Annotated in this window: 20 protein-coding genes; 14 read left to right on the top strand and 6 right to left on the bottom strand. The window is 60.3% G+C overall.

Translation table 11 applies throughout. The features are described from left to right. Position 1 precedes the first annotated feature (1 nt). The 3 genes from rfbD to JFT85_RS24000 are packed head-to-tail and all read right to left on the bottom strand — an operon-like array spanning position 2 to position 2,944. Positions 2-898, bottom strand: a complete 897-nt coding sequence (rfbD, locus tag JFT85_RS24010) for a dTDP-4-dehydrorhamnose reductase (RefSeq protein ID WP_078827120.1) — start codon at positions 896-898, stop codon at positions 2-4. After that, positions 895-1,965 carry a dTDP-glucose 4,6-dehydratase gene (rfbB, locus tag JFT85_RS24005; RefSeq protein WP_069551465.1) on the bottom strand — a complete coding sequence of 357 codons (1,071 nt, stop codon included), beginning with the start codon at positions 1,963-1,965 and terminating at the stop codon, positions 895-897. Before rfbB ends, rfbD begins: the two co-directional genes overlap by 4 nt. Positions 1,966-1,969: 4 nt before the next feature. Next, complete coding sequence (locus tag JFT85_RS24000; protein ID WP_083272171.1) at positions 1,970-2,944, bottom strand: glycosyltransferase family 2 protein; 975 nt, start codon at positions 2,942-2,944, stop codon at positions 1,970-1,972. 591 nt (positions 2,945-3,535) lie between these two features. On the opposite strand from JFT85_RS24000, the gene JFT85_RS23995 reads away from it, so the two are divergent. Beyond that, complete coding sequence (locus JFT85_RS23995; RefSeq protein WP_187601800.1) at positions 3,536-4,939, top strand: FAD/NAD(P)-binding protein; 1,404 nt, start codon at positions 3,536-3,538, stop codon at positions 4,937-4,939. A gap of 69 nt (positions 4,940-5,008) precedes the next feature. Here JFT85_RS23995 and JFT85_RS23990 read toward each other — a convergent pair whose 3' ends face one another. Beyond that, positions 5,009-5,869 (bottom strand): DMT family transporter, encoded by an 861-nt coding sequence (locus JFT85_RS23990; RefSeq protein WP_053257416.1) that lies wholly within the window; start codon positions 5,867-5,869, stop codon positions 5,009-5,011. Positions 5,870-6,289: 420 nt separating this feature from the next. On the opposite strand from JFT85_RS23990, the gene JFT85_RS23985 reads away from it, so the two are divergent. Both JFT85_RS23985 and JFT85_RS23980 read left to right on the top strand, forming a co-directional pair. Further along, a complete protein-coding gene (locus tag JFT85_RS23985; RefSeq protein ID WP_053257417.1) occupies positions 6,290-7,081 on the top strand; it encodes a CPBP family intramembrane glutamic endopeptidase in 792 nt (263 codons plus the stop codon). A 73-nt stretch (positions 7,082-7,154) separates the two neighbouring features. Next, positions 7,155-8,720, top strand: a complete 1,566-nt coding sequence (locus tag JFT85_RS23980) for a methyl-accepting chemotaxis protein (RefSeq protein ID WP_053257418.1) — start codon at positions 7,155-7,157, stop codon at positions 8,718-8,720. Positions 8,721-8,799: 79 nt separating this feature from the next. Here JFT85_RS23980 and JFT85_RS23975 read toward each other — a convergent pair whose 3' ends face one another. Continuing rightward, positions 8,800-9,492 (bottom strand): alpha/beta family hydrolase, encoded by a 693-nt coding sequence (locus JFT85_RS23975; RefSeq protein WP_053257419.1) that lies wholly within the window; start codon positions 9,490-9,492, stop codon positions 8,800-8,802. Between the two features lie 79 nt (positions 9,493-9,571). Here JFT85_RS23975 and ccoN (JFT85_RS23970) point away from each other — a divergent pair, with 79 nt between their 5' ends. The 8 genes from ccoN (JFT85_RS23970) (at position 9,572) to ccoP (JFT85_RS23935) (ending at position 16,451) form a co-directional block, all read left to right on the top strand. Then, complete coding sequence (gene ccoN, locus JFT85_RS23970; protein ID WP_053257420.1) at positions 9,572-10,996, top strand: cytochrome-c oxidase, cbb3-type subunit I; 1,425 nt, start codon at positions 9,572-9,574, stop codon at positions 10,994-10,996. A 10-nt stretch (positions 10,997-11,006) separates the two neighbouring features. Then, positions 11,007-11,615, top strand: coding sequence for a cytochrome-c oxidase, cbb3-type subunit II (ccoO, locus tag JFT85_RS23965; RefSeq protein WP_053257421.1), 609 nt, complete (start codon positions 11,007-11,009; stop codon positions 11,613-11,615). Positions 11,616-11,618: 3 nt separating this feature from the next. Continuing rightward, positions 11,619-11,819, top strand: a complete 201-nt coding sequence (locus JFT85_RS23960) for a cbb3-type cytochrome oxidase subunit 3 (protein ID WP_053257422.1) — start codon at positions 11,619-11,621, stop codon at positions 11,817-11,819. Continuing rightward, positions 11,816-12,763: a cytochrome-c oxidase, cbb3-type subunit III gene (gene ccoP, locus JFT85_RS23955; RefSeq protein ID WP_069551467.1), complete on the top strand. Its 948-nt coding sequence runs from the start codon at positions 11,816-11,818 to the stop codon at positions 12,761-12,763. Before JFT85_RS23960 ends, ccoP (JFT85_RS23955) begins: the two co-directional genes overlap by 4 nt. 472 nt (positions 12,764-13,235) lie before the next feature. Continuing rightward, complete coding sequence (gene ccoN, locus JFT85_RS23950; RefSeq protein WP_053257424.1) at positions 13,236-14,678, top strand: cytochrome-c oxidase, cbb3-type subunit I; 1,443 nt, start codon at positions 13,236-13,238, stop codon at positions 14,676-14,678. After that, a complete protein-coding gene (gene ccoO, locus JFT85_RS23945) occupies positions 14,678-15,286 on the top strand; it encodes a cytochrome-c oxidase, cbb3-type subunit II (protein ID WP_053257425.1) in 609 nt (202 codons plus the stop codon). Before ccoN (JFT85_RS23950) ends, ccoO (JFT85_RS23945) begins: the two co-directional genes overlap by 1 nt. Positions 15,287-15,291: 5 nt before the next feature. Continuing rightward, entirely contained in the window at positions 15,292-15,477 is a 186-nt protein-coding gene (locus tag JFT85_RS23940; protein ID WP_003193169.1) for a CcoQ/FixQ family Cbb3-type cytochrome c oxidase assembly chaperone, read from the top strand. After that, on the top strand, positions 15,474-16,451 hold the full coding sequence (gene ccoP / locus JFT85_RS23935; RefSeq protein WP_053257426.1) for a cytochrome-c oxidase, cbb3-type subunit III: 978 nt from the start codon (positions 15,474-15,476) through the stop codon (positions 16,449-16,451). The genes JFT85_RS23940 and ccoP (JFT85_RS23935) overlap by 4 nt, the downstream gene beginning before the upstream one ends. Before the next feature lie 94 nt (positions 16,452-16,545). Here the strand turns inward: ccoP (JFT85_RS23935) and JFT85_RS23930 are convergent, their stop codons facing one another. Beyond that, positions 16,546-16,962: a hypothetical protein gene (locus tag JFT85_RS23930; protein ID WP_139372146.1), complete on the bottom strand. Its 417-nt coding sequence runs from the start codon at positions 16,960-16,962 to the stop codon at positions 16,546-16,548. A 414-nt stretch (positions 16,963-17,376) separates the two neighbouring features. Here JFT85_RS23930 and ccoG point away from each other — a divergent pair, with 414 nt between their 5' ends. The 3 genes from ccoG (at position 17,377) to JFT85_RS23915 (ending at position 21,929) form a co-directional block, all read left to right on the top strand. Further along, positions 17,377-18,792 carry a cytochrome c oxidase accessory protein CcoG gene (gene ccoG / locus JFT85_RS23925; protein WP_053257428.1) on the top strand — a complete coding sequence of 472 codons (1,416 nt, stop codon included), beginning with the start codon at positions 17,377-17,379 and terminating at the stop codon, positions 18,790-18,792. Positions 18,793-18,823: 31 nt separating this feature from the next. Then, the gene (locus tag JFT85_RS23920) at positions 18,824-19,363 is read left to right on the top strand and encodes a FixH family protein (protein WP_053257429.1); all 540 of its coding nucleotides are present in this window, start codon (positions 18,824-18,826) and stop codon (positions 19,361-19,363) included. A 115-nt stretch (positions 19,364-19,478) separates the two neighbouring features. After that, positions 19,479-21,929, top strand: coding sequence for a heavy metal translocating P-type ATPase (locus JFT85_RS23915; protein WP_053257430.1), 2,451 nt, complete (start codon positions 19,479-19,481; stop codon positions 21,927-21,929). Positions 21,930-21,938: the final 9 nt, after the last annotated feature.

Below are 21,938 nucleotides of genomic sequence, written 5' to 3'. Positions count from 1 at the left end.
TTCATTTCTCTAGAATTTCTTTAAGCATCCGTGCCACGCCGTCCTGCCATTCAGGCAGGCGCAGTGAGAAGGCATTCTGCAGTTTTTGAGTGTTGAGTCGGGAGTTGCCCGGGCGTTTGGCCGGCGTCGGGTAGGCCGCGGTGGTGATCGCGCCCACCTTGGCCGGTTCGACCTTGAGCTGCACGCCAGCCGCTTGCGCCTGTTCGAGCACGAAGCGGGCATAGCGGTGCCAGGTGGTCTCGCCTGCGGCGGCGAGGTGATACACCCCGCCCAACGACGGGTTCGAGCCCAGAGTGCGGATCGCGTGCGCGGTGACGTCGGCCAGCAAGTCCGCCCCAGTGGGCGTACCAAACTGGTCGTCAATCACGTTCAGGCTGTCGCGCTCAATGGCCAGGCGCAGCATGGTCTTGGCGAAGTTGTTACCGCGTGCTGCGTAGACCCAGCTGGTACGCAAGATCAGGTGCGCACAGCCGCTGGCCTGGATGGCCTGCTCGCCCTGCAGCTTGGTCGTCCCGTAGACGCTCAGCGGGCCGACCGGGTCGCTTTCCAGCCACGGCGTGTCGCCGGTGCCGGCGAACACGTAGTCGGTGGAATAGTGCACCAGCAAGGCGTTCAGCTTCAGCGCCTCGGCGGCGAGTACCGCCGGGGCCTCTGCGTTGACACGCAGGGCCTGGGCGGGCTCGCTTTCGGCTTTATCGACGGCGGTGTAGGCCGCTGCATTGACGATGACGTCAGGTGCAAACCGTTGCACGGTGGCGGCCAGCCCCTGCAGATCATTGAGGTCGCCGCAGTAGTCCGGGCTTTTTGAGTCGAGCGCAAGCACTTGGCCCAAAGGGGCCAAGCTGCGTTGAAGCTCCCATCCCACTTGGCCATTTTTGCCAAGTAGAAGGATCCTCATGCCGAACGCTCGGCGTAGTTCTTTTCGACCCATTCGCGGTACGAACCCGATTGGATATTGCTTACCCAATCCTGGTTGTCCAGGTACCACTCTACGGTTTTGCGAATACCCGTCTCGAACGTCTCAGCCGGCTTCCAGCCCAACTCACGCTCCAGTTTGCGTGCGTCGATGGCATAACGGCGGTCATGGCCTGGGCGATCGGTCACGTAAGCAATCTGGTCGCTGTAAGGCTTGCCATCCGCTTGAGGACGCAGCTCATCGAGCAAGGCGCAAACGGTGTGGACGATGTCCAGGTTTGGCTTTTCGTTCCAGCCGCCGACGTTATAAACCTCACCCACAGTGCCGGCTTCCAGTACACGGCGGATAGCGCTGCAGTGGTCTTTAACGTACAACCAGTCACGAATTTGCTGACCGTCGCCGTACACCGGCAGGGCTTTGCCTGCCAGTGCGTTGACGATCATCAACGGAATCAATTTTTCCGGGAAGTGATACGGGCCGTAGTTGTTCGAGCAATTGGTCGTCAGTACCGGCAAGCCATAGGTATGGTGGTAGGCACGTACCAGGTGGTCGCTCGCCGCCTTGCTCGCCGAGTAAGGGCTGTTAGGCTCGTACTGATGAGTTTCGGTGAACGCCGGGTCTTCCTTGGCCAGGGAGCCATAGACTTCATCAGTCGACACATGCAGGAAGCGGAAAGACTGCTGTGCATCAGCGTCCAGTCCTTTCCAGTAGGCGCGCACCGCCTCCAGCAGGCGGAAGGTACCGACGACGTTAGTCTCGATAAAATCTTCCGGGCCATGAATGGAGCGGTCGACGTGCGACTCGGCGGCGAAGTTCAGGATAGCGCGCGGCTGGTGTTCAGCGAGCAGGCGCTGGACCAACTGAGTATCGGCGATATCACCCTGTACGAACACGTGGCGCTTGTCGCCTTCGAGCGAGCTGAGGTTCTCCAGGTTGCCGGCATACGTCAGCTTATCCAGATTAATGACCGGCTCATCCGCCTGGGCTACCCAGTCCAATACAAAGTTTGCACCGATAAAGCCAGCACCGCCGGTTACTAAGATAGTCATTGAGTCAGATCTTTTTCAGTAGTGTTGCAAAAATTAGCCCGAGGTTCCCCATAAACGTCTGCCGATACAAACCAGCAGACCAAAACCCCAGCACTCGTCTAAATAACGTTTGACTCCGCGCACCTTTGAAGCGCGCAAGGGTCGTTCGATGCTCTTCGCAGAGACGATGCTCCATGGCTTCGAGTGCACGAATGTTCTGTTCGTTCCACTCGTAGAAACGTCCTTGAAAGATCATCCGTAGCCGAACCAGGCGAGCTGCCCAGCTGGAGTTGCTGCCAATCAGATTTTCATCATGCTGGCGGTAAAGCATTCGAGGCTCGGGATCGTAGTGAACGACGCCTCCCGCCCCCGTGACGAGCTGATATGCCCACCAATCGTGAGACGGAACGACGACATCCAGCCCCGCCTCCATGATCAACTCACGAGCAGCCTGGTTGAACACCATGGTATTGCCGCCCGCAATGCTCTGAACGAGTGCGTTCGAGAAGTGCGGAGGCAACGTGAACAGCGGCGAATAACCCAGCGTGACACCCGAGTCGCTGACCAGCTGAGTGCGACCACAGTAAAGGGCCGGAACGTCTGAAGGCTGGGTCTGCAACCACTCAATGGCTACCTGCAGCTTCTCGTCATTCCAGATATCGTCCTGATCGCACCAGGCAAAATAATCCGCCTGGATATCGGCGCGACACGTCAACGACAGAAAATTGGCGACAAAGCCTTTCTGAGGACCAGCGACTACGCGCAAGCGGTCGCTGCCCCAACGATTGCTGTACTTCTGGAAGATCTGCGAAGTACTGTCTTTGGAACCGTCGTCAGAAATGACTAATGTCCAGCCGCTATGGCTCTGCCGTTCAATGGAGTCGAGCTGTTCAGCAAGGAACGCTTCACCATTGTACGAGCACATCAAAACCGCGACGTTTGCGAGGCAAACATCGTTAGGCAGAGCATTGGAAAGGCTACGCGATGCGAAAATAGACACAATATCCCTTTGCGAGCGTACTACATATCCTGCAGGGAGGTAGGATATAGGCCACAATAAGGTCGGAATTATTACAGCATTAAATGGTAAGAGCAATCTTACTGATGACCAACGGTCGACGTCCTCGCCCCGCTCAGAGGCTCTAGGATCAGGCGTTGCACCTCTAAACCGGGGGTTTGTGACGCAAGGCGGCCTAAATGACCGGAGGGTAACCTTCCCTGATCCGCCCGCAATGGCTAAATCATGTTAGTGCGCCATCAGTGAATACGCCAAACCACTGCGAATGACCGCGTTCGCCGCGAGCCGAAAACCTGCTTATCCCGGTCGCCCGCCCTGCAAACGCCGAAGAGGGTATAGCGCATATTCAGTTATGATGCGTCGACAACGCCTAACGGAAGTGCGACTGACCTATATCAACGAACGCTGAATAGCTGCAGTTGCGCACTGGCTGACGAACCCGATCCACTTCATTATCACGCTCACAACAATCCATCGGTTGACTCTACACATCACTTATCGGCTCTTATTCAACAAGAGCAATAGAACAACTTTGTCAAATGAAAAATAAGCAGCGTTGAAACTGGAGCTCGAATGAATACCAAGACCATCGCGATTATCGGCGCAGGCTTCTGCGGCTCGACGCTGGCCGTACACTTGTTGCGTCACCCGCCGGTCACCGCCTTGAAAATTCTGTTGATCAGCCGCCCTGGCAGCATGGCCCGCGGGGTTGCCTACAGCACCCGCGCCCGCGCCCATGTGCTCAACGTGCCCGCCGGCAGAATGAACGCCCTCGCCGGTGAAGACGACAGCTTTTATGACTACGTTAAACGCCACGCCCCAACTGCGACACCCGGCTCCTTCGTAGAGCGGCGCGTCTATGGCGATTACCTGGAAGCGCTGCTGAAGGACGCCATCAGCCGCGCGCCGCAGGGTTGTGAGCTGCACGAGGTGATTGGCGAAGTGGTCAAGATAGTCCCCCAGCCCAATGCAAACGGCGCACTGCTCTTGATGGATAACGGAGAGCATTATCGCGCCGACAGCATCGTTTTGAGCATTGGCAGCTGTGCACGCCAGGAACCGGCTATCGCCCCGCAATATCGACAGTTCTACGCAAGCCCGGGCTACGTGCATGACCCATGGCAACCCGGCGCACTGGATGGCATCAGTGCCAATGACCCCGTCTTCCTGATCGGTAGCGGGCTGACCATGCTGGATGTCGTGCTCGACTTACGTGATCGAGGGCACAAAGGCACTATTCAAGCCGTCTCACGCCGTGGCCTGCTGCCCCAACCGCACCGCGAATTGAATGCACACCCCGCTTACGACGAGGGGCTGTCACAGCACATGTTGACCGATTGCAGGGTGCGTCATTACGTACGCGCAGTCCGTGACGCGGTCAGGCTGCACGCTCAAAGCGCAGGAGACTGGCGCGACATCATCGGTGGATTGAGGTCGGCCACCCAGCAACTGTGGCAGGCCTTGCCGCTCGATGAACGCCGACGATTCTTGCGGCATATACGCCCTTACTGGGACGCCCATCGCCATCGTTGTGCACCCCAACCCGGCGCCCGCATGCACGAAGAACTCGCCAGCGGCCAGCTCAAGCTGTTGGCCGGGCGCATCGTCGGCTACGCGTCAAACCCTCAGGGCGTAAGCGTTTCAGTACGCCGTCGTGGCGCCAGCACCGAGGAACAGTTGCAGGTTAAAGCGGTGATCAATTGCACGACGCCAGCCCTGGACCTGCGCCAATTGGACGACCCTCTGCTCAAATCCCTGCGCGCAGATGGCCTGTTAGTGCCTGACGCACTCGGAACCGGGATGGATATCGCCCCTTCAGGCGCGCTGCTCGATTGCAATGCCGTGCCGTCAGACTGGCTGTACTACGTCGGCCCCTTCCTCCAGGCGCGAGACTGGGAAGCCACCGCAGTACCCGAACTGCGCGACTACGTGAAAAGCATGGCGCAGACGCTGACGACTGCGCTCACTCGACAATAGATCGCAGACCTGACGGGCGCGCGCTTTCGCGGGCCCCCGTCAGCGTTGAGGCAGTGCTCAGCACCTCACTCAACGTCTACCAAACACAAACCCCAACCCGACGATGATCAACCCCATCCCCAACACGCTTAACAGCGCGAGCCGGTTACCAAAGATCAGGTAATCCATCACCGCCGTCACTGCTGGCACCAGATAGAACAAACTGGTGACATTCACCAGATTGCCACGCGCGATCAGACGGTACAGCAGCAGCGTCGCCAGTAACGACACCACCAGCCCCATCCATAGCACCGGCAGGTAAAAGTTGGCGCTTTGTTCAAAGTGGAAAGGTTGGAACGGTACAAACACGGCACACAGCAGCAACCCCGCCAGATACTGCACGGGCAGCGTACCGAGAGGGTTGTCGGTGATGCGTTTTTGCATGATCGAGCCAAACGTCATGCTCGCCAGCGCCAGCAGGCCGAACAGCATCCCGGCCAGGGACATGCCCGACAACCCAATGCCCTGATAGACCACCATGATCAACCCCGCCAGCCCCAGTCCAAGACCGAACATCCGGCGTAACGAACGCTGACGTTCCACCAGCACCACCGTGAGTATCGGCTGCACCCCCATGATGGTGGCCATCACGCCGGGAGTGACTTTAAGGTCCAGCGCCAGCAGATAGAAAATCTGATACGCGCCTAACAGCACCAGCCCCGTCGCCGCCGCATAGAGCATGGGCTTGCCGGGGCGTGGCAGTTTCAACCTGAGGATCGGCACCAGAACCACCAACCCGGCCAGGGCGATGGCAAAGCGAATCAGCAGAAAGGCAAAGGGCGAAGCATGGGCCAACCCCCACTTGGAGAATATCGCCCCGCTGCTCCACAACAGGACAAACAGGCTCGTCGAGGCCGCCGCGGCCACGGATTGTTTCGAAAGAACAGACATGGTTACCACCTGCAATCAGGCAAAAAAGCCAATTCAGCCAAGGCTGAAACTCAGTAGGTTTTTTTCAGGCGGGCACAGGGGACAGCGAATCGCTGATCAGCCCGCAATGCCAACACCCGGCGGTGATACGACTGCGTACACCGGCGTGCTACTGACAGGTGGGGGGTAGTGACTGATCTGCGCAGGCTGTTTATTCCCGCACGGCACGACCACAGCGCTGACCGCTGAATCGACTACCGCTATGCGCTGGGAAGCTGGCATGTGCTGATCTTTTTTGAAGGGATAACGACGCGCCGACTATAACCAGCCGCCTTCCTGTTTTGCAATCACTTCACCCAGGCGCCGTGCGGGGAAGAGTTTTCATGCCTGCGAACAAGCCCGGTCGCTATAATGCCGGCCAGTTTTTTTGAAGGATTTCACATGATCGCTTTGCCCTGGCTGTACCTGGTGCTTCTCTCTATTGGCTATGTATTGGCCTTGACCTACGGGCAATTGGGCATGTTGGCGGCGGTCTCGGTGGCCATGCTGCTGATCGCCGGGTACGCCGTACGCCAGCAACGCAGCCCTTGGGCGCGCTACCTCGGGCACGGCTTGTTCGTGGTACTGGCCCTGGGCCTGGCGATGCACTGGCTGCCGGGTTTCTACAACGGCCGCGGCATCGCGCCCGAGCGCCTGACACCGGACGCGGTGCCGTTTTCGATGTACCTGAACCAGGACAAACCGCTGATCGGCTTCTGGCTCCTACTCGCTTGCCCATGGATTGTGGCGCGCCGCTCGTTGCGCCTGTCGATCTGCGTCGCCGCCCTGGCGGTGACCCTGACAGCAGTGGCAGCGCTGGGTGGCGCCGCGTTGCTGGGGATGATCAGTTGGGCCCCCAAATGGCCGGAACAAGCGTGGCTGTGGGTGCTGAATAACCTGCTGCTGGTGACCCTGGTCGAAGAAGCGTTGTTTCGCGGCTATATCCAGGGCGGCCTGAGCCAACGCTTCAAACACCTGCCCTACGGGGAAAACCTGGCATTGCTGCTGGCCTCGCTATTATTCGGCCTGGTGCACCTGGGCGCAGGTTGGCATTGGGTGCTGCTGGCGAGCATTGCAGGCGTCGGTTATGGGCTGGCCTATCGCTTTGGCGGCCTGGGCGCAGCGATCGCCACGCACTTTGGCTTGAACCTGCTCCACTTCGGTTTGTTTACCTACCCGATGCTGGCCGGTTGATTGTTGCAAAAATAAGTTAAATAAATACCCGCAATGGCCGACAACCCATCAAAGCCTTGCGGATTGAACAATCATGCGTAATAACCAACCCGTTACCCAGCGCGAACGTACCTTCCCCGCTCAGCAACGGTTGATCTCCACCACAGACGCCAAAGGCGTGATTACCTACTGCAACGACGCCTTCGTCGAAATCAGTGGGTTCACCCGCGACGAACTGGTCCGCGCGCCGCACAACCTGGTACGTCACCCGGATGTTCCGCCGGCCGTGTTCGCGCACATGTGGTCCACGCTCAAACAAGGCTTGCCATGGATGGGCATCGTTAAGAACCGCTGCAAGACGGGCGATCACTACTGGGTTAACGCCTACGTGACGCCGGTCTTCGATGGCAACCAGGTGATCGGCTACGAATCGGTGCGTATCAAGCCCACCGCCGAGCAGATCCGACGGGCCGAAGCGCTCTATCAACGCATCAACCAGGGCAAGTCGGCCGTGCCTCAGCGCGACAAGTGGCTACCGGTGCTGCAGGACTGGCTGCCGTTTATTCTGGTCAGCCAGTTGAGCTTCATGATCGGTGCCTCGCTCAACTCCCACTGGGGCTTTGCCCTCGCGGCGGGTTTGTCGGTGCCGCTGGGCCTGCTCGGCCTGAGCTGGCAGCAGCGCGGCCTCAAGCGCTTGCTGCGCCTGGCCGAGCAGACCACGTCCGACCCGTTGATCGCACAGATGTATACCGACAGCCGTGGCGCACAAGCGCGACTGGAGATGTCGATCCTCAGCCAGGAAGCGCGCCTGAAGACGTGTCTTACCCGCTTGCAGGACACTGCCGAGCACCTCAACGACCAGGCAGCGCAGTCCAACACCCTGGCGCACAACAGCTCCAGTGGCCTGGAACGTCAGCGCGTGGAAACCGAACAGGTGGCCACCGCCGTCAACCAGATGGCGGCGACCACCCAGGAAGTCGCCAGCCATGTGCAGCGCACCGCCGACGCCACCCAGGAAGCCAATCGCCTGACCGGTCGCGGCCGCGACATCGCCGGGGAAACCCGCGAGGCGATACAGCGCCTGTCGGTCGCCGTGGGCGAAACCGGTGTGACCGTCACGCAATTGGCCAAGGACAGCGATGAAATCGGCGGCGTGGTCGACGTGATCAAAGGCATCGCCGACCAGACCAACCTGCTGGCGCTGAACGCCGCCATCGAAGCGGCGCGCGCCGGTGAGATGGGCCGTGGTTTTGCGGTAGTGGCCGACGAAGTCCGTCAACTGGCGCAGCGCACCGCTGAATCCACCGGGCAGATCCATGCCCTGATCGCCAAGCTGCAGCAGACCGCCGCCGCTGCGGTGCAAACCATGGACGCCGGGCATCGCCAGGCCGAAGAAGGCGTGGCACGGGTGATGGAGGCAGATCAGGCCTTGGTAGGCATCAGTGAGGCCGTGGCCAACATCACCGACATGACCACCCAGATCGCCGCAGCCACCGAGGAGCAAAGCGCGGTGGCCGAAGAGATCAGCCGCAACATCAGCACGATTGCGCTGTTGGCGGATCAGACCTCGGAACAGGCGATGAACTCGGCGCAGTTGAGCGAAGAGCTGACCCACACGGCGAATACCCAGTATTCACTGGTCGAGCGCTTCAACCGGTAAACCGCTCTCGCGAGCAAGCCCGCTCACACATTGGAAATGCATTCCAAATGTGCGAGCGGGCTTGCTCGCGAAGGGGCCCCTAACAGGCACCCAGAAACTCAGCGACTTTCACCGCCGCAGCCTGCAAATGCTGCTCATGACTAAACCCCGACGCCTTCAGCGGCTTCAAATCATGATCGCCCGCCACCCGCCACATCACCTCGATGCTCGGCGACAGCTCATACCCTTGCACCGCCGCCCGATTACCCAGCGCATCGCGCTCGCCCTGCACTATCAACGTCGGCGTCTTCAGCCCGGCCAGATGCTCGACCCGTGGCTTTTCCGGCTTGCCCACCGCATAGAACGGATAGCCCAGGCACACCAACCCATCGGCGCCCAACTCATCGGCCACAATACTGGCCATGCGCCCGCCCATCGACTTGCCGCCGATGGCCAGTTTCCCAGCGACATGACGTCGCACCACGGCATACACCTCACGCCAACATTCCAGCAGCTTCGGCGCCGGGTTGGGTGGTCGTTTACCCCCATCCGCACGGCGTTGAACCATGTAGGGAAACTCGAAGCGCAACACGTTCACGCCATGCCCGGCAAGGCGTGCAGCCATGTCGCTCATAAAGGCTGAGTCCATCGGCGCGCCAGCACCATGAGCCAGGATCAGCGTCACCGGCGCACGCGCGATCGACCCCGTCGCGGCATCCCACAACCAGCCATGTTCCCGTACACACTGCGCCCATTGATCCCCGTCAATACTGGCCTTGTGCTCTTTGCTCATGCTTGCCTCGCTTTTTAGTCTGCCTATAACTCCAGCCCAAGTGCCGCATTTGCTTGGGTTGAACCGTGGATGGGGAACCATGAACACTACTTTAAGTACCGCCTATAACTACAAGGTGGTCCGCCAATTCGCCATTATGACGGTGGTGTGGGGCATCGTCGGCATGGGGCTCGGGGTTTTTCTCGCCGCCCAATTGGTTTGGCCTGCACTCAACTTTGACTTGCCCTGGACCAGCTTCGGCCGCTTGCGCCCGCTGCACACCAACGCGGTGATCTTTGCCTTTGGTGGCTGCGCGCTGTTCGCCAGCTCCTTCTACTCGGTGCAGCGCACCTGCCAGACGCAGCTGTTCGCGCCGAAAATTGCCGCGTTCTGCTTCTGGGGTTGGCAATTGGTGATCGTGCTGGCAGCCATCAGCTTGCCGCTGGGCTACACCACTTCCAAGGAATACGCCGAGCTGGAATGGCCGATCGCTATCCTTATCGCCGTCGTTTGGGTCGCCTATGGCGTCGTGTTCTTCGGCACAGTGATGAAGCGCAAGACCAAGCACATCTACGTCGGTAACTGGTTCTTCGGTGCGTTCATCATCACCGTGGCCATCCTGCATATCGTCAACCACGCCTCTCTGCCAGTGAGCTGGACCAAGTCCTACTCGGCCTATGGCGGTGCCACAGATGCCATGGTGCAGTGGTGGTATGGACATAACGCGGTAGGCTTTTTCCTCACTGCCGGTTTCCTCGGGATGATGTACTACTTCGTGCCCAAACAGGCCGAGCGGCCGGTGTACTCCTATCGCCTGTCCATCGTGCACTTCTGGGCCCTGATCACCCTGTACATCTGGGCCGGCCCGCACCACCTGCACTACACCGCACTGCCGGACTGGGCACAGTCGCTGGGCATGGTGATGTCGCTGGTACTGCTGGCACCGAGCTGGGGCGGCATGATCAACGGCATGATGACCCTGTCGGGCGCCTGGCATAAGTTGCGCAGCGACCCGATTCTGCGCTTCCTGGTGGTGTCCCTGGCCTTCTACGGCATGTCGACGTTCGAAGGGCCGATGATGGCCATCAAGACGGTCAACGCCCTCTCCCACTACACCGACTGGACCATCGGCCACGTACACGCCGGCGCCCTCGGTTGGGTGGCGATGATCTCCATCGGCGCGCTCTACCACATGATCCCGAAAGTCTTCGGCCGCGAGCAGATGTACAGCCTCGGCCTGATCAACGCGCACTTCTGGCTGGCCACGATCGGCACCGTGCTCTACATCGCCTCGATGTGGGTCAACGGCATCGCCCAGGGCCTGATGTGGCGTGCGATTAACGAAGATGGCACGTTGACCTACTCCTTCGTCGAAACCCTGGTGGCCAGCCACCCTGGCTTCATCGTGCGACTGGTGGGCGGGGCAATCTTCCTCAGCGGCATGTTGCTGATGGCTTACAACACGTGGCGCACCGTACGTTCGGCGCAACCGGCCGAAGTCGTCGCTTCTGCGCAGATGGCCTGAGGAGTCAGTGATGAAACACGAAACGATTGAAAAGAACGTCGGCCTGCTGATGCTGCTGATGGTGCTCGCCGTGAGCATCGGCGGCCTGACCCAGATCGTCCCGCTGTTCTTCCAGGACGTCACCAACAAACCGGTGGAAGGCATGAAGCCCTACACCGCGCTGCAACTGGAAGGCCGCGACATCTATATCCGCGAAGGCTGTGTGCAGTGCCACTCGCAGATGATCCGCCCGTTCCGCGCCGAAACCGAACGCTACGGCCACTACTCGGTCGCCGGCGAAAGCGTCTGGGACCACCCGTTCCTGTGGGGCTCCAAGCGCACTGGGCCGGACCTGGCGCGCGTCGGCACGCGCTACTCGGATGACTGGCACCGCGCGCATTTATACAACCCGCGCAACGTCGTGCCGGAATCGAAAATGCCGGCGTATCCATGGTTGGTCACCGCCCCCGTCGACAGCAGCCACACCGAGACCAAGTTGCACGTCATGCGCACGCTCGGCGTGCCGTACACCGACGAGGACATCAGCGGCGCCGTCGCCAGCCTCAAAGGCAAAACCGAGATGGACGCGCTGGTTTCTTACCTGCAAGTGCTCGGCACTGCCATCAAGAGCAAGAGGTGAGCCATGGGATTTGAATTCGATGCGGGCACCATCCGCGGCCTGGGCACACTGGTCGTCGCCATCGCCTTTATCGGCCTGTCGCTGTGGGTGTTCAACAACCGGCGCAACGAGGCGTTCGAGCAGGCACGCCTGCTGCCTTTCGCCGATGAACCTTCGCCATCCGACGCTCAAGAAGAGCCTGCAACAAGGAGCACTCGCCCATGACGACCTTCTGGAGTACATGGATCTGCGTATTGACCCTCGGCAGCCTGATCGGCCTGACCTGGCTGCTGATCGGCACCCGCAAGGGCGAGACCAAGGGCAGCGTCGACCAGACCATGGGCCATGCCTTCGACGGCATTGAGGAATACGATAACCCGCTGCCCCAGTGGTGGTTCATGCTGTTCGCCGGCACCCTGGTGTTTGCGGTCGGCTACCTGATCCTCTACCCGGGCCTGGGCAACTGGAAAGGCGTGTTGCCGGGCTATGAGAACGGATGGACCTCGGCCAAGGAATGGGACAAGGAAATGGCCAAGGCCGATACCAAGTTCGGGCCGATCTTCGCCAAGTTCGCCGCCATGCCGGTGGAAGAAGTTGCCAAGGACCCGCAAGCGCTGAAGATGGGCGGTCGCCTGTTCGCCTCCAACTGCGCGGTGTGCCACGGCTCGGATGCCAAGGGCGCGTATGGCTTCCCGAACCTGGCGGACAACCTCTGGCGCTGGGGCGGTTCGGCTGACGCGATCAAGACGACCATTCTGAATGGTCGCCACGCGGCGATGCCGGCCTGGGGCGAGATACTGGGTGAGGATGGTGTGAAAAACGTCGCCGCCTTTGTGCGCCACGACCTGGCCAAGCTGCCCTTGCCCGCTGACAGCACCGCGGATCTGGCGGCCGGTCAAGCCGCATTCAACACCACCTGCGTGGCGTGCCACGGGCCACAAGGCCACGGCACCGAAGCCATGGGTGCGCCGAACCTGACCGAGCCTGCCGGTTTTATCTACGGCACCAGCCTGGCGCAATTGCAGCAGACCATCCGCCATGGCCGCCAAGGTCAGATGCCGGCGCAGGACGTGCTGCAAGGCAACGACAAAGTGCACCTGCTCGCCGCCTATGTTTACAGCCTGTCCCACAACGCTGATGGCGCAACGCCAGAAAGCCACGCTGAGTAACCTCTGACTGCCGCCCCTGTTCGGGGCGGCAACTTTTGCGTTTTACGCGACCAAGTGTCGCACCCTTCCCCACCGCAACTTTCCCCTCCTGCCATTCGGGTCTACGCTTGTTCCCACAGTGGATCGGTATTGACCGGTCGACGGCCGATTTGCACTCGATGGGTTGAACATTTTTGCAGGGTGACAGGCGCAAAGGCTGGCAGTGACCGGCTATCGTGCCACTGACCACTCGTCACCTCGATAGCGTGTTTACACACACCAAGTTACAAGTCCCCGCCAGCAATAAATTTTCCTGTCCACTCGATCAGCTTTCTATTTCCGATTTTGTCCTTACGTAAAACATGGAAAGGGCGCAGAATCTGGCGTGGAACGCATTGATACAGGTCAGTCATTGCGTTGCAATGGCCCCTCGCTTTCTACATACTTGCGGCCGATTTTACCTATAAAAAAACCTAAACCGTGGAACCTTAGAATGAGCACAGCAATCAGTCCGACTGCTTATAACTATAAGGTAGTCCGCCAGTTCGCCATCATGACGGTGGTCTGGGGGATCCTTGGCATGGGGCTCGGGGTGTTTATCGCCTCGCAACTGGTTTGGCCGGAATTGAATTTCGGTTTGCCATGGACGACCTTTGGCCGCCTGCGCCCGCTGCACACCAACCTGGTGATTTTTGCCTTCGGTGGGTGTGCGTTATTTGCCACTTCCTACTATGTCGTGCAGCGAACCTGCCAGACGCGACTGATCTCCGACGGCCTCGCGGCTTTCACCTTCTGGGGCTGGCAAGCCGTTATCGTCGGTGCGATCGTGACCCTGCCGCTGGGCTACACCACCACCAAGGAATACGCCGAGCTGGAATGGCCAATCGCCATTTTGCTGGCCATCGTCTGGGTGACCTACGCCCTGGTGTTCTTCGGCACCATCGTCAAGCGCAAGACCAAGCACATCTATGTCGGTAACTGGTTCTACGGTGCCTTCATCCTGGTGACGGCGATGCTGCACATCGTCAACCACGCGTCGCTGCCGGTCAGCCTGTTCAAGTCCTATTCGGCGTATGCCGGTGCGACCGACGCGATGATCCAGTGGTGGTACGGCCACAACGCCGTAGGCTTCTTCCTCACCACCGGCTTCCTGGGGATGATGTACTACTTCGTGCCCAAACAGGCCGAACGCCCCATTTACTCGTATCGCCTCTCTATCGTGCACTTCTGGGCATTGATCACCCTGTACATCTGGGCCGGTCCTCACCACCTGCACTACACCGCGCTGCCGGACTGGGCGCAATCGCTGGGCATGGCGATGTCGATCATCCTGCTGGCCCCAAGCTGGGGCGGCATGATCAACGGCATGATGACCCTGTCGGGCGCCTGGCATAAGCTGCGCACCGACCCGATCCTGCGTTTTCTGGTGGTGTCGCTGGCGTTCTACGGCATGTCGACCTTCGAAGGGCCGATGATGGCGATCAAGACCGTCAACTCCCTGTCCCACTACACCGACTGGACCATCGGCCACGTACATGCCGGCGCCCTCGGTTGGGTGGCGATGATCTCCATCGGCGCGCTGTATCACATGATCCCCAAACTGTTCGGCCGTGCGCAGATGCACAGTGTCGGGCTGATCAACACCCACTTCTGGCTGGCCACCATCGGCACCGTGCTCTACATCGCCTCGATGTGGGTCAACGGCATCACCCAGGGCCTGATGTGGCGTGCGATCAACGATGACGGCACCCTCACTTACTCCTTCGTCGAAGCGCTGCAAGCCAGCCACCCGGGCTACATCGTCCGCGCCATCGGTGGTGCGTTCTTTGCCAGCGGCATGCTGTTCATGGCCTACAACGTCTGGCGCACCGTGCGTGCTTCCGACCCGGTAGAAGCCGAAGCCGCCACCAAGATCGCCGTTGTGGGAGCTCACTGATGAAGCATGAAGTAGTCGAGAAGAACATCGGCCTGCTGGCCTTCTTCATGGTCATCGCCGTGAGCATCGGCGGCCTGACCCAGATCGTTCCGCTGTTTTTCCAGGACGTGACCAACAAACCCGTAGAAGGCATGAAGCCGCGCCCAGCGCTGGAAGTTGAAGGCCGTGACGTGTTCATCGCCAACGGCTGTGTGGGTTGCCATTCGCAAATGATCCGTCCGTTCCGTGCCGAAACCGAACGCTACGGCCACTACTCGGTGGCCGGGGAAAGCGTCTGGGACCACCCGTTCCTGTGGGGTTCCAAACGGACCGGCCCGGACCTGGCCCGTGTCGGCGGTCGTTACTCCGATGACTGGCAGCGTGCGCACTTGTACAACCCGCGCAACGTGGTGCCTGAATCGAAAATGCCGGCGTACCCGTTCCTCGTGGAAAACAAGCTCGACGGCAAGGACACCGCGAAGAAACTCGAAGTCTTGCGCACCCTGGGCGTGCCCTACACCGATGAAGACATCGCCGGTGCAGCCGCCGCCGTGAAGGGCAAGACCGAAATGGACGCATTGGTGGCCTACCTGCAAGGCCTTGGCACCATCATCAAAAGCAAACGGTGATCTTCATGGATATCGGGATGATTCGAGGCCTGGGCACCGTTGTCGTGATGGTGGCCTTCATCGGCCTGGCATTGTGGGTGTTCAGCCCGCGGCGCAAGTCGGAGTTTGACGACGCGACCATGCTGCCCTTTGCAGATGATCCCGAAGCCATCAAGCACGTCGAGCAAGCTTCTAGGAGTAACAAAGAATGACTACGTTCTGGAGTCTGTACGTCACAGTCCTCAGTCTGGGTACCATTTTCGCCCTGACCTGGCTGCTGCTGTCGACCCGCAGGGGGCAGCGCGCCGAACAAACGGACGAGACCGTCGGTCACTCGTTCGACGGCATTGAGGAGTACGACAACCCGTTGCCGAAATGGTGGTTCATGCTATTCGTCGGCACCATCATCTTCGCCCTTGGCTACCTGGCGCTGTACCCCGGCCTGGGCAACTGGAAGGGCCTGCTGCCGGGCTACAACTACCTCGACAACGACAAGCAAACCCCGTTCGCCAATGGCCAGACCGGCTGGACCGGCGTGCATGAATGGGAAAAGGAAATGGCCAAATCGGACGCCAAGTTCGGGCCGATCTTCGCCAAGTTTGCCTCAATGCCGATTGAAGACGTGGCCAAAGACCCGCAAGCCTTGAAGATGGGTGGCCGCCTGTTCGCCTCCAACTGTTCGGTATGCCACGGTTCCGACGCCAAGGGCGCCTACGGCTTCCCTAACCTGACCGATGCCGACTGGCGCTGGGGCGGCGAGCCGGCCACCATCAAGGAAACCATCATGAAGGGCCGCCATGCGGTGATGCCGGCCTGGGCCGAAGTCATCGGCGAGCAAGGCGTGGCCGACGTGGCGGGTTTTGTGGTGACCAACCTCGACGGCCGCAAACTGCCGGAAGGTGCCAAGGCCGACGTAGCCAACGGCGCGAAACTCTTCGCCGCCAACTGCGTGGCCTGCCACGGCCCTGCCGGTAAAGGCACCCCAGCGATGGGCGCGCCGGACCTGACCCACCCGGGTGCATTCATCTACGGTTCGAGTTTTGCGCAACTGCAGCAAACCATTCGTTATGGCCGTCAGGGCCAGATGCCTGCGCAGGAGTTGTTGCAGGGGAATGACAAGGTGCACTTGCTGGCGGCGTATGTTTACAGCTTGTCTCATGGGGATAAGCCAGCCGATCCAAAGTGACACGTTAAAATCACAAAAGCCCTGCCGATGTTGAATCCGCAGGGCTTTTTGTATGGTGAGGGTCTGGCACCCTCACTCAGCGGCCATAGACGATTTATCGAGCGTCCGCGCCAGCCGTTGTTACCTCATGTTCCCTCAACATTGCGTCCATGTAGGCACGGATGTCCTGCCGGTCAAACTTACCGTTGCGCTCGCCTTTGTCATCCAGATCCAGGGACGCCGTGAAACCGCCACGCTTGAGCACTTCCAAAGCGAGCACTTGGTCCGACGAGGTAAATTTGTTTCCAGCCATACCCATGGCGATGTATCCCAAAAATTCTACCGTCAAAAACCCCCTGTTTTCAGGGTCCTCCAATCGGTCAAATTCGTTACCCAAAAGCTTGCCCAACTCATACCTGTCCATGCTGGCGTACAGATCAGACATCTCTCGCAGCGTTGCACGTGCAAAATTGGAGTCTACAGGCGAAGGTGCTGAGGCGTTATAAGTTGCAAGCGTCGAAGAAATATTCAAGTTTTCATCTCATTAGTAAACAATCCCACTCCCAACACAGGTAGTGGGTGACGCATGAGTGCTCTACTTCATCGCCTCAGTTCCGCTATCACATACGGACTTACGCATTACATCGCGCCGCGACACATCTGGCCGGGCCGCCCTGTACTGGATGAGACAGATGTTCAGTCCTGCGGCGCCTCACTGATTAATCCATGGGATGAATGACCTGCCTACCGGCAAAAAACGTCCATACTTGCCAAGTCAATTGATCCAGATCACATATACCATCCATTGATTTCCCCCAACGCGACCAAAGGTCGCACCCGTTGAGCAGCATCAGGGGCGTATCATTACGCCACTGCAAGACCCTATTTTTGACCCCGGCTGGCACGTACTGGCCGAGGCAAATCTCCACCGCCGTGGGATGCAATGATGAGCAACCAAATACCGGTACACGACGTTACCCCGCCTGCCAAAAACGCCAGCAACACGGTCGACCTCTATGCGTCGCGAGAGAAAATCTACACCCGCGCCTTCACCGGCCTGTTCCGCAATTTGCGCATGCTCGGCGGTGCCGGTTTGTTCCTGCTCTACTTCGGCACCGTGTGGCTGAATTGGGGGGGGCACCAGGCCGTTTGGTGGAACCTGCCGGAGCGTAAATTCTTCATTTTTGGCGCGACCTTCTGGCCTCAGGATTTCATCCTGCTCTCGGGCATTCTCATCGTTGCGGCCTTTGGCCTGTTCTTTATCACCGTGTACGCCGGGCGCATCTGGTGTGGGTATACCTGCCCGCAAAGCGTGTGGACGTGGATCTTCATGTGGTGCGAAAAGGTCACCGAAGGCGACCGTAACCAGCGCATCAAACTGGACAAAGCGCCGATGGGCGCCAACAAATTCCTGCGCAAACTCAGCAAGCACACGCTCTGGTTGTTGATCGGTTTTGTCACCGGCATGACCTTCGTCGGCTACTTCTCGCCGATCCGCGAACTGGTGTTTGATTTCTTCACCGGCCAGGCCGATGGCTGGTCGTATTTCTGGGTCGGTTTCTTCACCCTCGCCACCTATGGCAATGCCGGCTGGCTGCGCGAACAGGTGTGTATCTACATGTGCCCGTACGCGCGCTTCCAGAGCGTGATGTTCGACAAAGACACCCTGATCGTGTCCTACGACCCGCGCCGTGGCGAAGTGCGTGGCCCGCGCAAAAAGGGCAGCGACTACCAGGCCGAGGGCCTGGGCGATTGCATCGACTGCACCATGTGCGTGCAGGTGTGCCCCACCGGTATCGACATTCGCGACGGCCTGCAAATCGAGTGCATCGGCTGCGCTGCCTGTATCGACGCCTGCGACAACATCATGGACAAGATGGACTACCCGCGCGGCCTGATCAGCTACACCACCGAGCACAACCTGTCCGGTCAGAAAACCCATAAATTGCGCCCGCGCCTGATCGGGTATGCCCTGGTGTTGCTGGCAATGATCAGCCTGTTGGCCGGCGCATTTTTCATGCGCTCGCTGGTGGGGTTCGACGTCAGCAAGGACCGCGTGCTGTACCGGGAAAACGCTGAAGGGCGCATCGAAAACGTCTACAGCCTGAAAATCATGAACAAGGACCAGCGCGACCACACCTACGTGCTCGACGCCTCGGGCCTGCCGGACCTCAAGCTGCAAGGCCGACGCGAAATCAAGGTTGCGGCCGGGGAAATCTTCAGCATGCCGGTGGAGTTGTCCAGCGCGCCGGAGCAACTGCCGTCGAGTACCAACGAGGTGAAATTCATCCTCAGGGATGCCGATGACGACAGCGTCCACATCGAAGCCAAGAGCCGATTCATCGGCCCACAAGTGCGTTAACCACCCAGTTCGCTAACTAGAGAGCACAACAATGCCCGTCGCTACTGCCGCAAGCCCCTGGTACAAGCACCTTTGGCCCTGGATCATCATTGGTATCCTGACCTGCTCGGTGACCCTGACCTTGTCCATGGTGACCATTGCGGTGAAAAACCCGGACAACCTGGTTAACGACAACTACTACGAAGCCGGCAAGGGGATCAACCGTTCCCTTGACCGCGAACTGCTGGCCCAAACCCTGCAACTGCGCGCCAACGTGCACCTGGACGAGTTGACCGGCGAAGTCGAGTTGCACCTCAGCGGCAACAGCAACCCGAATACCCTGGAGCTGAACCTGATTTCCCCGACCCAGCCGGAGAAGGACCGCAAGATCAACCTGACCCGCAGCGACAGCGAGCCCGGCCGCTACGTCGGCCAGGTGACCGACAAGGTCGAAGGCCGACGCTTCGTGGAACTGCTCGGTGTGGAAGGCGACAAGACCTGGCGCCTGTTTGAAGAAGAACAGGTCAGCCACGATAAGGACTTGCTGTTGGGTGACGAGCCGTTGCAAGGTGCAGAAGACTTGGACAAGTAAGCAACCTGCGCGTCGCGCATCGCGGGCCAGCCTGCTCCCACAAGGACACCATGATCCTGTGCAGGAGCCGGGCTGGCCCGTGATGAGGCCCACCCCGCCACCAAAGATCCAACTCATGACCAGCCCAATTCCCTGCTACCACTGTGCCCTGCCCGTCCCTGCCGGTAGCCGGTTTACCGCCGTGATCCTCGGCGAACGTCGCGAACTGTGCTGCCCAGGCTGCCAGGCGGTGGCCGAAGCCATTGTGGCCGGCGGCCTGGAAAGTTATTACCAGCACCGCAGCGAAGCCTCGGCCAACCCTGAGGCGCTGCCGGTGCAACTGGTGGACGAGCTGGCGCTGTACGACCGTGCCGATGTGCAAAAACCCTTTGTGCGCCACGATGGCGAGCTCGCCGAAACCACTCTGCTGATGGAAGGCATCAGTTGCGCCGCCTGCGGCTGGCTGATCGAGAAACACCTGCGCAGCCTGCCCGCAGTGGCCGAGGCACGCCTGAACCTGTCCAACCATCGCCTGCAAGTGCGCTGGGCCGACGGGCAATTGCCGTTGAGCCAACTGCTCGCTGAGCTGCGTCATATCGGCTATGCCGCCCATCCTTACCAGGCTGACCGTGCCGCCGAGCAACTGGCCGGCGAAAACCGCCTGGCCTTGCGCCAACTGGGCGTGGCGGGGTTGCTGTGGTTCCAAGCGATGATGGCGACCATGGCCACCTGGCCGGAATTCAATATCGACCTGAGCCCGGAGCTGCACGTGATCCTGCGTTGGGTGGCGATGTTTCTGACCACCCCCATCGTGTTCTACAGCTGCGCGCCATTTTTCAAAGGTGCGCTGCGCGACCTGCGCACGCGCCACCTGACCATGGATGTGTCGGTATCCCTGGCCATTGGCGGCGCGTATTTCGCGGGTATTTGGACGGCCATCACCGGCGTCGGCGAGTTGTATTTCGACGCGGTGGGCATGTTCGCGCTGTTCCTGTTGGCCGGCCGCTACCTTGAGCGCCGGGCGCGGGAACGCACGGCCGCCGCCACCGCGCAATTGGTCAACCTGTTGCCCGCCTCTTGCCTGCGCCTCAACGCTGACGGCCAAAGCGAGCGCATCCTGCTCAGTGAGCTGGCGTTGGGCGACCGGGTGCTGGTGCATCCCGGCGCGGTACTGCCAGCGGACGGGGTGATTCTTGACGGCCAATCCAGTATTGATGAATCCCTGCTCACCGGTGAGTACCTGCCACAGCCTCGGCACAGCGGTGATGCAGTCACCGCCGGTACGCTCAACGTCGAAGGCGCACTCACCGTCGAAGTCCGTGCCCTGGGCCATGACACGCGCCTGTCCGCCATCGTGCGCCTGCTGGAACGCGCCCAGGCCGAGAAACCGCGCCTGGCACAAATCGCCGACCGGGCCGCACAGTGGTTCCTGTTGTGTTCGCTGATTGCCGCCGTATTGATCGGCCTGGTGTGGTGGGAGCTGGATGCTTCGCGGGCATTTTGGATCGTGCTGGCGATGCTGGTGGCGACCTGCCCGTGCGCGCTGTCACTGGCCACACCGACCGCCCTCACCGCCGCCACCGGCACGCTGCACACACTCGGCTTGCTGTTGACCCGTGGCCATGTGCTGGAAGGCTTGAATCAAATCGACACGGTGATTTTCGACAAGACCGGTACGCTGACCGAAGGCCGCTTGGCGTTACGCGCGATCCGCCCCTTGAGCGCACTGAACAGTGATGAATGCCTGAGCCTCGCCGCCGCCCTGGAAAACCGCTCCGAACACCCGATTGCCCGGGCGTTCGGCCGAGCGCCGCTGGCCGCCGATGAAGTCCTCAGCTCCCCGGGGCTCGGCCTGGAAGGTCGCGTAGGCGAACGCCAGTTGCGCATCGGCCAGCCCGGTTTTGTCTGCGAACTGAGTGGCTGCCAAATTCCCGAGTCGCCGGATGAGGCCGGGCAATGGCTGCTGCTGGGCGACCGTCGTGGCGCACTTGCCTGGTTCGTGCTGGATGACCGCCTGCGCAGCGACGCGCCAGCCCTGCTGGCCGCGTGCAAGGCACGGGGCTGGCGCACGCTGCTGCTGTCGGGCGACAGCTCGCCGATGGTCGCCAGTGTCGCCCTGGAGCTGGGCATCGACGAAGCCCATGGCGGCCTGCGCCCTGACGACAAACTGCAGGTGCTGCAACAGCTGCACCAGCAAGGCCGCAAGGTGCTGATGCTCGGCGATGGCGTCAATGATGTGCCCGTGTTGGCCGCCGCCGATATCAGTGTGGCGATGGGCTCGGCCACAGACCTGGCGAAAACCAGCGCCGATGCTGTGTTGCTGTCCAACCGCCTCGACGCGCTGGTGCAAGCGTTTAGTCTCGCGCGGCGCACGCGCCGGGTAATCATCGAAAACCTGTGGTGGGCCGGGCTGTACAATGGCCTTATGCTGCCGTTTGCCGCCCTCGGCTGGATCACTCCAATCTGGGCGGCGATCGGCATGTCCCTCAGTTCGTTGACTGTGGTGCTCAACGCCTTGCGCCTGACTCGCCTGCCGAGCGCGCCGGCTGCAAGCGCCGCCTTAGTAACCCGCCCGCTGCCGGCTTGAGCCGCACAG

It is taken from the genome of Pseudomonas sp. TH04, assembly GCF_016651355.1.
GTDB classification, from domain to species: Bacteria; Pseudomonadota; Gammaproteobacteria; order Pseudomonadales; family Pseudomonadaceae; genus Aquipseudomonas; species Aquipseudomonas fluorescens.
The sequence above is the reverse complement of the archived record's forward strand: the minus strand, read 5'-3'. Positions and strand labels throughout refer to the sequence as shown.